The organism is Lactococcus allomyrinae (genome assembly GCF_003627095.1).
In the GTDB taxonomy this organism is placed as follows: Bacteria; Bacillota; Bacilli; order Lactobacillales; family Streptococcaceae; genus Lactococcus; species Lactococcus allomyrinae.
This window is the reverse complement of the sequence record NZ_CP032627.1, coordinates 1055461-1068361: the sequence shown is the minus strand read 5'-3', so window position 1 is coordinate 1068361 and position 12901 is coordinate 1055461. Positions and strand designations below refer to the sequence as shown.

The 12901-nt window shown below is 36.9% G+C and carries 11 protein-coding genes and 1 pseudogene; all 12 read left to right on the top strand.

Features of this window, described 5'->3' with window-relative positions; genetic code table 11:
- The 12 genes and pseudogenes from D7I46_RS05070 (at nucleotide 1) to D7I46_RS05015 (ending at nucleotide 12777) form a co-directional block, all read left to right on the top strand.
- Nucleotides 1–447: an ASCH domain-containing protein gene (locus D7I46_RS05070; protein ID WP_120771905.1), complete on the top strand. Its 447-nt coding sequence runs from the start codon at nucleotides 1–3 to the stop codon at nucleotides 445–447.
- Between the two features lie 18 nt (nucleotides 448–465).
- Nucleotides 466–906 carry an ASCH domain-containing protein gene (locus D7I46_RS05065; RefSeq protein WP_120771904.1) on the top strand — a complete coding sequence of 147 codons (441 nt, stop codon included), beginning with the start codon at nucleotides 466–468 and terminating at the stop codon, nucleotides 904–906.
- Nucleotides 907–1224: 318 nt separating this feature from the next.
- Nucleotides 1225–2892 (top strand): formate--tetrahydrofolate ligase, encoded by a 1668-nt coding sequence (locus D7I46_RS05060; protein ID WP_120771903.1) that lies wholly within the window; start codon nucleotides 1225–1227, stop codon nucleotides 2890–2892.
- A gap of 126 nt (nucleotides 2893–3018) precedes the next feature.
- Nucleotides 3019–3596: pseudogene (locus D7I46_RS13650) on the top strand (C40 family peptidase).
- Between the two features lie 612 nt (nucleotides 3597–4208).
- The gene (locus tag D7I46_RS05050; RefSeq protein WP_120771902.1) at nucleotides 4209–5057 is read left to right on the top strand and encodes an amino acid ABC transporter substrate-binding protein; all 849 of its coding nucleotides are present in this window, start codon (nucleotides 4209–4211) and stop codon (nucleotides 5055–5057) included.
- Nucleotides 5058–5328: 271 nt separating this feature from the next.
- Nucleotides 5329–6216, top strand: coding sequence for an amino acid ABC transporter permease (locus tag D7I46_RS05045; protein ID WP_120771901.1), 888 nt, complete (start codon nucleotides 5329–5331; stop codon nucleotides 6214–6216).
- Between the two features lie 12 nt (nucleotides 6217–6228).
- Entirely contained in the window at nucleotides 6229–6981 is a 753-nt protein-coding gene (locus D7I46_RS05040; protein WP_120771900.1) for an amino acid ABC transporter ATP-binding protein, read from the top strand.
- A 1-nt stretch (nucleotide 6982) separates the two neighbouring features.
- Nucleotides 6983–7210 (top strand): DUF4059 family protein, encoded by a 228-nt coding sequence (locus D7I46_RS05035; RefSeq protein ID WP_162930837.1) that lies wholly within the window; start codon nucleotides 6983–6985, stop codon nucleotides 7208–7210.
- Nucleotides 7211–7385: 175 nt separating this feature from the next.
- Nucleotides 7386–8315: a thioredoxin-disulfide reductase gene (gene trxB, locus D7I46_RS05030; RefSeq protein WP_120771899.1), complete on the top strand. Its 930-nt coding sequence runs from the start codon at nucleotides 7386–7388 to the stop codon at nucleotides 8313–8315.
- A 330-nt stretch (nucleotides 8316–8645) separates the two neighbouring features.
- On the top strand, nucleotides 8646–8894 hold the full coding sequence (secG, locus tag D7I46_RS05025) for a preprotein translocase subunit SecG (protein ID WP_120771898.1): 249 nt from the start codon (nucleotides 8646–8648) through the stop codon (nucleotides 8892–8894).
- Between the two features lie 693 nt (nucleotides 8895–9587).
- Complete coding sequence (rnr, locus tag D7I46_RS05020) at nucleotides 9588–12020, top strand: ribonuclease R (protein WP_120771897.1); 2433 nt, start codon at nucleotides 9588–9590, stop codon at nucleotides 12018–12020.
- Between the two features lie 169 nt (nucleotides 12021–12189).
- Nucleotides 12190–12777, top strand: a complete 588-nt coding sequence (locus tag D7I46_RS05015; RefSeq protein ID WP_120773294.1) for an isochorismatase family protein — start codon at nucleotides 12190–12192, stop codon at nucleotides 12775–12777.
- Nucleotides 12778–12901: the final 124 nt, after the last annotated feature.

Genomic DNA, 12901 nt, shown 5'->3' with positions numbered 1-12901 from the left:
ATGAAATACGAAGAGTTTATCAGAGAAGCGCAACTAAATCCAAAGAAATTTCGCATGGCTTTTGCTTTCGAGAATGAATTTAATCATAAAATCGAAGACAAAGAAGCGGCAAATTTTAATGCCTACCTTGTATTAAAGGGCTGGAAGACAACAACGACAAGTTCTGTACCAGATTTTGAAGCAATGCAACCCAAATTAGCTGTGGATGGAAAATACGATATTGTATTGGATGGTGAAGGTAAGCCAGTAGCAGCGATTCAATTTACCAAAATTAAGAAACTCAAATTCTTAGAGGTGCCGGAAGAATTTGCTAGGAAAGATGGAGAGAGTGATAGCCTTGAGCAATGGCGACGATTGATTCGTACGATGCTTGAAGAGCGGGAGCAATATTTTCCTGAAATGGATATTATTTGTCTTGAATTTAAGAAAATATATCCAGAAAATTGATGGGAGTAAAGTTATTAAATGAAATATGAAAAATTTATAAGGGAAGCTGGGTTGAGTACTGATGATTTTCGGATGGCTTGGGCATTTGCAAATGATGAACTTATTGAAAACCCCGAGATAGCAGATGAACTTGCTTTATTGGTGTTGGCAGGTAAAAAAACAGCAACAGCTAGTGCACTTGCAGGTTATGAAGAAAATGAAATCTTACCTCAAGTAGATGATAAGTTTGATCTTATTCTGGATGGCAAAGGAGAACCAGTAGCGGCAATCCAAACAACCAAAGTTTATGTCGAAAAGTTTGCAAATGTGAGTGCAGAACACGCCTATAAAGAGGGTGAGGGGGACAGAACTTTGGAGTATTGGAGACAAGAGCATGAGAGGTTTTGGCGGCAATATGATTTGTTTTCGCCAGAGATGGATGTTGTATGTGAAGAATTTGAAGTTCTATACAAAAAATAAATCATCAGTGCACTTTTTATGAAACACCATAAACCACTGATCTGATGATTTTTACAATGATTTAGCTATAGTGGATGAGTAAACCTGAGAGCGCAGTATTTTATACTAATTCTCCCCCAAAAATGATGAGAGCGTCAATGCTCTTTTTGTATTTCCGAACATTTTTGACCTAAAACAATTGATTGTGGAATTATTAACAGTAAAATCAGTGTTTTTTTGCTAGAATAATATTAAAATTATCATAGAACAATCTGGTTTTACTTTTCAATCTTATTTAACTTGATTGATAGGTGAGCTTATAATTTAAAGGGGGAAATAATGAAATCTGATATTGAAATTGCGCAAGCAACAACCATGCAATCGATTACTTCAATTGCTAAAAAAATTGGCTTAAACTTTGATGATATTGAACTTTACGGAAAATATAAGGCGAAAATACCACTTGAAACATTAGAAAAATTTGAAAAAAACCGAGAAGGAAAATTGGTGCTTGTAACATCAATCAATCCAACTCCTGCGGGCGAAGGGAAATCTACCGTGACAGTTGGCCTTGCAGATGCTTTTGCGCGCCTTGGTGAATCAGTAATGGTTGCACTTCGCGAACCTTCTCTTGGACCCGTAATGGGAGTGAAAGGTGGAGCGGCAGGGGGCGGTTACGCTCAGGTTTTGCCGATGGAAGATATTAATTTGCATTTTACAGGAGATATTCATGCGATTACGACAGCAAATAACGCGATTGCAGCTTTTCTTGATAACTCGCTTCATCAGGGAAATCCTTTGAATATTGATCCACGTCGAGTGATTTGGAAACGGGTTTTGGATTTGAATGATCGTGCGCTTCGTCATATAACCATTGGTCTTGGAGGGCCTTTGAATGGTGTTCCACGCGAAGACGGCTTTGATATTACGGTAGCCAGTGAGATCATGGCAGTGCTCTGCCTTGCAACATCATTGGAAGATTTGAAGTATCGTATTTCAAAAATTGTTGTAGCACAAAATTATGATCGTAAGCCTGTCACAGTTGGGGAATTAGGGGTTGCAGGAAGCATTGCGATGCTCTTAAAAGATGCGTTGAAACCTAATTTGGTACAGACGATTGAGGGAACACCAGCGCTTATTCATGGTGGTCCATTTGCTAATATTGCACATGGATGTAACTCTGTTTTGGCAACAAAAACAGCTTTAAAACTGTCAGATATAGTGATTACGGAAGCTGGTTTTGGAGCAGATCTTGGCGGTGAAAAATTCCTAGATATTAAGACACGTCAACTTGGGAAAACACCTGATGCCGTCGTTATTGTGGCAACGATTCGGGCGCTTAAAATGCATGGTGGTGTTGATAAGAAAGAGTTAACCAAGGAGAATGTTGAGGCGGTAAAAATTGGTTTTGCCAATCTTAAACGTCATATTGAAAATATGCAATCTTATGGTTTACCAGTAATCGTGGCAATTAATCAATTTGCAGCAGATACAGAAGCCGAAATTGAAATACTGTCAGCACTGACAGAAAGTTTGTCAGTACCGATTTCACTGACACAAGTTTTTGAGAAAGGTGGCGAAGGTGGTCTTGACCTTGCCCGTCAACTCAAAAAATTATTACAAGAAAAATCTGATTTTAGTTATCTTTATGCTCTTGAAAGCCCTATCTCTGAAAAAATTAACAAAATAGTGACAGAAATTTATGGCGGTTACAAAGTGAATTTTTCTGCAAAAGCTAAGAGACAAATGAGAGAAATTGAAGAAAATGGTTGGACTAATCTTCCTGTTTGTATGGCAAAAACTCAGTATTCATTTTCAGATAATCCAAATCTTCTTGCAGCACCAGAAGGCTTTGAAATCACGGTAAGAGAGTTAATTCCCAAAATTGGCGCAGGATTTATCGTTGCATTGCTGGGGGATATAATGACAATGCCAGGCCTTCCTAAACGTCCAGCAGCACTTAATATGGATGTATCCAACGATGGGAAAATCTCAGGATTGTTTTAAAAATGTTTATAAGTCACTAAGTTACAAAAAGATTAAATGTAAAATATTTAAGTAACAAATTTACAAAAGATTAAAAAACTGTAAAGCCGCTTGTAGTGCGGCTTTTTTGTGATATACTGTTCCACGATGTTAAAAAAATTAATATTTTCAGCGGTAGTTATGATGAGTATAGCTGCTGTAACAACTACAAAATCTGTCAAAGCAGATACTATTTTTGTCAGTACTGACGAAACTTCGATAAGTTCAATCGCAGCTGTATCAGATTCTTTAGAGTTGTTGTCAACAACAATGAATCAAACCGTGAGCGCAGTTTCTAAAGCAAAAGAGAATCAGTCAATCCCTACTAATGCAAAAGGGCAGAGTGATGCAGATAAACTGGTAAATACAGCCAAAAAGTATATAGGTGTTCCATACGTTTGGGGAGGAACGACTCCAGCAGGATTTGATTGTTCAGGATTTACAAGTTATGTTTATCGCAATGCGCTTGGAAAAGAAATTGGGCGCACGACTTGGGGCAGATTTCAAATGGGAAAAAAATTCCTTTAAATCAAGCTAAAATAGGTGATTTAATCATTTTTTATGGTGGAAGTCATGTTGGGCTTTATCTGGGCAATGGTCAAATTATTCATGCACCAGAACCAGGGCAAAGTGTAAAAATTAGTTCAATTTCAGAGATGTCAGCAGATTATGCCTTACAATTTTAGACTGCCTTTTCTTCAAATTTTACTAGTTACACTTTAAAATAAAAAAAGATTTTATATGTCAGTTGTTCATTTATTCTGAGGAGCTGAAATACCAAGATGAAATGGACAGTATCAACTGTAATTGGTGTGTCGTGACCCTATCTCTACACAATGAAATCAATGCGTTGTAACGAATTAACCACAGCCAGAGATTTGTAAGTAAGGATAAAGATAATGAAAGGAAGTAGCGAAAAATCGCTATTTTTTTGTGGTTATAAATGAAATTAGACTTGGGTATAAGAAAAATTTATGGCTGGACTTTTAAGTCTATGTTAAGATAGTTTTATCGAATTTTTAAGTGAATATACGATACTTACTTTAAAACGGTGCATTTTATATTACAAATGTCCATCTGTTTTGTCTTCTGAACTTCACTGCTATTTTAGGAAGTTCAGTATAGAAATTTATTTTTAATATTTATATTCCCATTAATTTGCCATAAAATTAGTGATATGCTGCTTGGCTTCATGGCCGATAAAAATTTTAAAGCCAGCATAGTTCTAATTTTATAATGAACAGTCTATTAAAAGACAGACTTATTCGGGAATTATCTTACATACAGGAGAATCTTATATGAGAACATCACTGAAGCTTACTTTTGCTGCCCTTGCACTCATCACTGCTGGAACTTTAGCTGGATGCTCAAATTCAAGCTCAGATGCTTCATCAAAGAAAACAACAACAATCACAATTGCGACAGATGGAGCGACTAAACCGTTTGACTATTCAGATTCACAGGGCAAATTAACGGGCTATGATATTGAAGTAGCGCGTGCAGTTTTCAAAAAATTACCTCAGTATAAAGCGAAATTTCAAGTGACGGATTTCTCAGGGATTACACCAGGGATAGACTCTGGACGCTATCAAATGGGTGCTAATGACTTTGGCTGGACTGAAACACGATCAAAGAGTTATGATTTTTCATATCCTTTATCAAAATCAAATAATGCGGTCTTAGTAAAATCTGGAAGCTATAAAAATTTAGGAGATTTAGCTGGTAAATCAACAATTGGTAATCCTGCATCAAATTATACTAAGTCTATCCAAGATTGGAATAAAGCAAACCCAGATAAACAAATTAAATTGAGTTATTCGGCAGACAGTACTTCAATTAACACAAGATTTGAGCAAGTAGAATCAGGGAAGATTGATTTCATGCTTTATGATAAAATCTCACTCAAATCTGCAATCAAAGATACAGGATTTGAAGATTTAAAAGTTGAAGATATCAATATGGATGCGGGAGACCCAGAGCATGATGGTTATGAATATTTCCTTTTTGCTAAAGATGAACAAGGTCAAAAACTTCAAAAGCAAGTAAATAAAGCTTTGGCAGAGCTCCAAGCAGATGGAACTTTGAGTAAAATTTCTAAAAAGTATCTTGGTGGTGATTTTGTGCCAAAAGCAGAAATGTTCAAATGAAAAGATAGATAAAAGCTTAACTTTTCATTCAAAAAAAGAAGAAAAAAAGATAAAAATCTTGTATAATATACTTAGTCCCACTTTAAAATTCCACAAAAATTTTATTGTGAAGGCTACGATTAGCGTATCATGGTGATGTTTTTGATACCATGAAGTTGTAGAGTATTGCAATTTGCAACGAATGAGCTAGTGTACGCGACAAGAATCATAAAAAATAGACTCTGTCAGTTATAAATGACAGAGTTTTCCGTATTAGAATAATATAGAACACATGAAAAAAAATAAAAAAATCATTATTGGTCTAGTTGTATTACTTGCCCTGATTATCTTGCCGATGATTCCTTTTCTCCTTATTCGAGGGCAGTACAGTTTTCACGATTTTTGGGCAATGTTTTTTACAAAAATCTTTAACTGGTCTGCTTTTATTGGAGCTTTTTTACCAATTATTAAACTTATTCCAAAATCTCTTGAAATGACCGTTATTGCAATGATTTTAGGGCTTGTTTTGGGACTTTTACTGGCTTTGGTTCGGATTAATAAAATTCCAATTTTAAACCAATTAAGAGCACTTTTTGTTAGTTTTATCCGTGGTACTCCTATTTTGGTTCAGCTTTATCTGACCTATACTGGTATTCCTTTGATTTTAAAGGCAATCAATATGAATTATGGTACAAACTATAATGTTAATACTATTCCTGCGATGTTGTTTGTTATTGTTGCTTTTGCGCTTAATGAAGGAGCCTATAATTCAGAAACTATCCGTGCAGCTATTCAATCAGTGGACAAAGGACAGATTGAGGCAGCTAAGTCTTTGGGGATGACGAATTTCCAAGTTTTTATGCGTGTAACACTACCAGAAGCAGCAACAGTAGCCACGGCACCTTTGGGTAACGCCTTGATTGGTTTGCTCAAGTCAACTTCACTTGCTTTTGTTGCAGGGGTAGTAGAAATGACGGCACAAGCTCAGATTATTGGTGGCTCTACCTTCCGTTTATTTGAAACTTATTTGGCGCTTGCCTTTGTTTATTGGCCAATCTGTATTGTTATAGAAATTTTGATTCGCTTGCTTGAAAGCAAATTAGATGTTAAAATGCCAGGAGACAAGCGAAAAAATCGTGCACAAATTTCATTGGCAAGAAATCCATTTGACCAACAGTAGAAGGGACTTTTTATGATTAAAATTACGGATTTGAGTAAAGAATTCTCAGGTGTTAAGGTCCTTGAACATCTTGATTTGGAGATTAATGAAGGAGATGTTGTCGCTTTAATTGGTGCATCTGGTGCAGGAAAATCCACATTTTTGCGTAGTATTAATTATCTTGAAACGGCAGATAGTGGGCAGCTTGAAATTGATGATTTTAAAGTGGATTTCTCCAATATTACCAAGCAAGAAATCCTTGAGTTACGTAGACAAACGGGGATGGTCTTTCAGCAATTTAATTTATTTGAACGTCGTACGGCACTTGAAAATGTGATGGAAGGACTGGTTCAGGTCAAGAAGATATCCAAACTCGAAGCACAAAAAATTGCGGAAGATGAACTCAATAAAGTTGGATTGACTGACCGACAAAGTTACTATCCTAAATTTCTTTCTGGTGGACAAAAACAACGGGTAGGTATCGCTCGTGCGATGGCAATGAAACCCAAATTGTTACTTCTTGATGAACCAACATCAGCTCTTGATCCAGAGTTGGTCGGTGAAGTTCAGCAAGTCATTATTCAAGCAGCTAAAAATAAGCAAACGATGGTGTTAGTGAGTCATGAAATGGATTTTGTTTTTAATGTAGCTACGAAAGTTCTTTTTCTAGAAAAAGGAAAAATTATTGAATCTGGCACGCCAAAAGAAGTATTTTATGCACCCAAAAATCCGCGGACACGTGAATTTTTATCGCGTCACATTAAGAATTTAGAGGTGAAAAACTAAGATGATGATTTTACAATTTTATATCAAAGGACTGATTATCTCATTGCTTCTCGTCTTGATATTTAGCGCACTCTATGCATTTACTTATTTGGTAAGAAATGCGGACAAGCCTTGGTCAGTACGACGTAATCGGATTTTTGACTTAATTCTGATTGCGATTTTAACAACTCCAATATTGAGTTTTGCAGTACTTGGAGTTCTTGTTATCTTAAATATTCGTGGATTATAGCTACAAAAGGCTATGTCGTGCACTCATTTTTTGTGAAAATGAGTTAATTTTATGTGGCTGATTTTTTGTATAAATTGTGAAATAAGATGAAACAAATTCAAATAATGGAAAATTTTCGCAGGACAATGTAGAATAGTTCTATAAGATTTTGTTTATTAGATAAAGGTAATGAATAATGGCAGAAAATATGTATGACGTAATCATTGTCGGCTCAGGACCTGCAGGGATGACTGCAGCGATGTATACTGCGCGTTCAGAGATGAAAACCCTACTTCTTGAACGCGGTGTCCCTGGTGGTCAAATGAATAATACGGCTGAAATCGAAAATTATCCTGGTTATGGAACAATTATGGGACCAGAGCTTTCAATGAAAATGGCTGAACCTCTTGAAGGTTTGGGAGTTGAAAATGCTTATGGTTTTGTGACTTCCATTGAAGATTATGGTAATTACAAAAAAATTATCACAGAAGATGATGAGTTTTTTGCAAAGTCATTGATTATTGCAACTGGGGCAAATCATCGTAAGCTGGGTGTGCCTGGTGAAGAAGAATTTGGTGCGCGTGGTGTTTCTTACTGTGCGGTGTGTGATGGTGCTTTTTTCCGTAATCAAGATATTTTAGTTGTCGGAGGTGGAGATTCTGCAGTAGAAGAAGCACTCTACCTTACACGATTTGGGCAAACTGTGACGATTATACATCGTCGTGACCAATTACGTGCGCAAGAAATTATTCAACAACGAGCTTTTGATAATGAAAAAGTGAATTTTATTTGGGATTCGGTTGTTGAAGAAATTAAAGGAGACGACAAAAAAGTTCAAACTGTTGTCTACAAAAATGTAAAAACGGGTGAGAGTACTGAAAAAGCTTTTGGTGGTGTGTTTATCTATGTAGGTCTTGATCCTGTCGCTGAGTTTGCTCAAAGCTTGGGAATCACTGATGAAGCAGGCTGGGTTGTTACAGATGACCATATGAAAACAAACGTTCCTGGTGTTTTTGCTGTCGGCGATGTACGACAAAAAGATTTCCGTCAGATTACAACTGCTGTGGGCGATGGTGCGCAAGCGGCTCAAGAGGCCTATAAGTTTGTTACTGAATTAGATAATTAGTCGTTCTGCATTGGCGAGTTCTGGTACGTTTTTTGTGCTAGACAGGTGTGCCATTGTAAAAAATACAAAGACTTAGCGATAGTAAAATTTGCTGACAGCTGATTCATGATAAAATGAGTTCAGCTCAACCTATCAAAAAATACCTGTCAGTGTACTGACAGGTATTTTATATTTGTCAGTACGGTTTCTTTGATTTCTAAAAAGAACTTTTAGAAATTAAATCGTAGTAATAATGACGGCTAACCACAAATGTAAAAAAATATGTTATAATAAGAGTAACGCAATTTTAAAAGAGGAGATTGGGCGATTTTGCCTAAGTATTAATAAACTATGGAAAAAGTGATTTATGATGTTTTGCTCGTTGTGATGCTGATTGTGTCGGTATTCATCATTGTAGCGATTTTCATGCAACCCTCAAAACAAGATGGAGCAGCGGATGCTTTTTCTGGTGGTACAGGGGAGTTGTTTGAACGGCGCAAAGCGAGAGGTTTTGAGGCTGTGATGCAACGCTTTACAGCGGTAATGATTGGGCTTTGGTTAGTTATTGGCTTTGCTCTTGTTGTTTTATCAACACGTTGAAACTTGCGGACTGAAATCAGTCCGTATTTTGTTTATAATGATATTAGACAATCGTTGCGTTTTGTCTGTATCTTTTTATTTTGCGGGACAAAGGTTGCTTGATAGACTCGTCCAATTCTAAATCTGCTTAAAATTTTAGTAGATGAATTGCTTTGCTTGCTAAACAACGGACAGTGTAGTGAATCGCTTTGCTTTGCTGTTTTAGGTAACTTGCGACTTTATAGGATAGCTGTTGGTGTTTCAGTGCTTATGGATATGCTGGTTGTTTCCCTAGTGACCTAGTGGTTTAGTGGAATCAGAAGCAGAGCAAAGCGGAGATAGAACGAATGGACACTTGACCAGCACACCATAGTAGTTTCTAAAAGAAATTTATAGAAATGAAACAATACTAAATGACCTTGTGCCATAGGATTTATGGACTTTTGTCAGTAAAATATTTTCTGTCAGTAGCAGAATTGATTCTATCAGTAATGATAAAATGATTAATGCTACTGACAGAATGAGAAATAAGTTCATACGAACTGAGATAAGAAAGGATGTATTCAAACTTTTTGAAAGTTTGGATACGAATCAGTAGTTTTGAAAATACATAGACTAACTTTAAACTTGATTGCCTGTCACTTTTTACAACGAATAAGTGAGTGATAAGTCGTCGAAAATATTTTTATGATTATTGATTCTTAGAAAAAAATTATGAATATTAGAGAATTAATTATGGACTATTTACAAAATAGTTCAAAAACGGCTTTGTCAGTTGAAGAGCTTGCCATTGCATTGCATTTGAATAAGTCTGGAGATTTCAAACTTTTTGTTAAAACATTGGCCTCGCTGGAATCAGAACATCTGCTTCATTTTACAAGTAAAGGGAAAGTAGAACTTGAAGAAGCGAAGGCTCTGATTAATGGAATTTTCAGGGCGAATGCTGCAGGTTTTGGGTTTGTTACAATTGATGTGGATGAGCCAGATGTTTTTATTGGAAAAGGTCAAACAGCCTTTGCATTAGATGGAGATGAGGTTTTTATTGAGCTCGATAAAAATGCAAATCTACTCAAAGGAAGTGCAGCAGAGGGACATATTGTCGAAATTGTCCGGCATGAGCTGCACCAGATTGTTGGAACTTATGTTGCCTTTGATGAAAAAGAAAAGCAAGATACAGGGCTGATTGGCTATGTCAAATCACGTAATAAAAAAATACCTTACCGCGTTTATTTGACGGATGAGGGGCTTATTCCTGAAAATAAGGCGATTATTCGGGCAGAAATCACTCATTATCCAGATGCCGAATTTCCACAATCTATGCAAGGTGTTATTACAGAGATTGTTGGGCAATTAGGTGATACGGGAATTGACGTATTGGAAGTTCTGGCTTCAATGGACATCGTGTCTGAATTTCCAGCGGATGTATTAGCACAAGCTGAGAGTATTCCAGCTGAAGTGCCAGAGAGTGAAATTGTGGGGCGAGTAGATTACCGTGAGGAGATTACATTCACAATTGATGGAGCTGATGCTAAAGACCTTGATGATGCGGTACACGCTAAACGATTGGAGAATGGAAATTTTGAACTTGGTGTTCATATTGCTGATGTTTCTCACTACGTTACGGAAAATTCGCCATTAGATAAAGAGGCATTTGAGCGTGGCACTTCTGTATATGTGACCGATCGTGTCGTGCCAATGCTCCCTGAACGTTTGTCCAATGGAATTTGCTCACTCAATCCGCGGGTGAATCGCTTGACACAATCTTGCGTTATGGAGATTACTCCAGATGGGCAGGTTATCAATTATCAAATTTCGCAATCAATTATCAAAACGAGTGAACGTATGACTTATGATGAGGTCAATTTGATGATTGCAGGAGATAAAGAAACGCTTAAAAAATACGCTGATATTGCTCCGTCTGTTGAGATTATGACTGATTTACATCATATTTTGGAAAATATGCGCAAAAAACGTGGTGCCATTGATTTTGAAACAGTTGAGGCAAAGATTATTGTTGATGAAAAAGGTTTGCCTGTTGAGATTAAAAAACGTAGCCGTGGTGTAGCAGAGCGAATGATTGAGTCTTTTATGTTGGAGGCAAATGAAACGGTTGCAACGCATTTTGAGACACATGGTTTACCTTTCATTTATCGGATTCATGAGCAGCCTAAGGCTGATCGTCTGCAGCGTTTTATTGACTTTGCGGCTACTTTTGGAATGCAGGTAGATACAACTGCTGGCACCATTAATCAAAAAGCACTGCAGGATTTTTTGCGGAAAGTAAAAGGTCAACCAGGTGAGATGGTGTTATCAACGATGCTACTTCGCAGTATGCAACAAGCGCGTTATTCTGAAAACAATGCTGGACACTTTGGATTAGCTGCTGAGAATTATACGCATTTTACATCACCTATTCGTCGTTACCCTGACCTTTTGGTGCATCGCTTGATTCGAGAAATAGGTTTCGGAAAAATAGACGATAAGCTTTTACAAAAATGGGAAGATAAAATTCCTGAAATTGCTGAACATTCAAGTCATAGAGAGCGTCGAGCAGTTGATGCTGAACGTGAAGTTGAGAAGATGAAAAAAGCAGAGTTTATGGAAGAACATATTGGTGAGCATTTTGAAGGTGTGATTTCGAGTGTGACACGTTTTGGTATGTTTGTGGAATTGCCAAATACGATAGAGGGCTTGATTCATATCTCGACATTAAAGGGAGATTATTTTAATTATCATGAGCGGATGCTAGCTTTGGTAGGAGAGCGTACAGGGCAAATTTTCAAAATCGGACAGCTCATTAAAATTGAAGTGGTCAAAGCTGACAAAATGACAGGTGAAATAGATTTTGCCTATCTTCCATCTGAGTTTGATACGATTGATAAAAATGTAAAAATCAAGAAAAAACCAGAAAACAAACGAAAAAAGTCCACTGGAAAAGCGCTTAGAGTTAAAAATGTGGCTGACAAGAAAGCTGTCAGTAAATCTAAAACCCCTGTCAGTACTGACAAAACGGTCAGTGAAAATAAAAAGAAAAAAGCAAAGAAAAAACCTTTTTACACGAAAGCAGCCAAAGGGAAATTTACTGACAAAAAAGCTGTCAGTGGTCGTTTTGCCGAAGGACGCAAAAAAGCGCATAAAAAGTATTGAAATACGGAAAGCATCAACTCTAGTGTCGCTTAAAGTCTGAACAAATTTCGAGTTGATGAAATTTATCAGGAAATGAGTTACAATAAAATGGATGAAAGTTAAAAAGGAATAACTAGAACTCAGGCTACTTTTGAATACAGCCAATAATAAAATAAATGAAAGTGAAAAAATGTCAACACTTAAATTAAATAAAACAGCACTAGTTTTGATTGACCTACAAAAAGGAATAGCACAAAGAGCAGGACTTGCGCCTTATGGTGCTGAAGAAGTGCTTGAGAAAAATGAGCAACTCCTTAAAGCACTTGCCAATACAGAGGCACTAATTGTCTTTGTCCATGTAAAAAATTACGGTGGTGAGACACTACATCCAAAATTAGACACACCTTTGCAAGTAGCAGGACAAGTCCCAGATGACTACTCAGACTTTGTGTCTCCCATTGCTTATGATAAAAATGTGAAAAATGTTATCCATGTGACGAAGCATAATTGGGGAGCGTTTTATGGGACAGACCTTGATGTGCAACTTCGTCGACGTGGCATAGAAGAGATTATTCTAACTGGAATTGCGACGACGATTGGTTGTGATACAACAGCCAGAGAAGCTTTTCAACATGGTTATCAGGTGATTACAGTTGAAGATGCCATGACCGATTTCAATGAAGCATTGCATAAAGGTATTGTTGAAGGGATTTTCACTCGTCTTGGGCGTGTGAGAAATACTGCGCAAGTATTAGAGATGATTTCTGAGAGTAAATGATTGTCTTATGAAAGCTTGTCAGTATACTGATAAGCTGATGCAGAGATAGTGAGCGGGATTGTTCGTATAAGCACGGCAAGCTATAGAAGATGGTCACTGACAGAAAACTTGTCAGTGATATTTG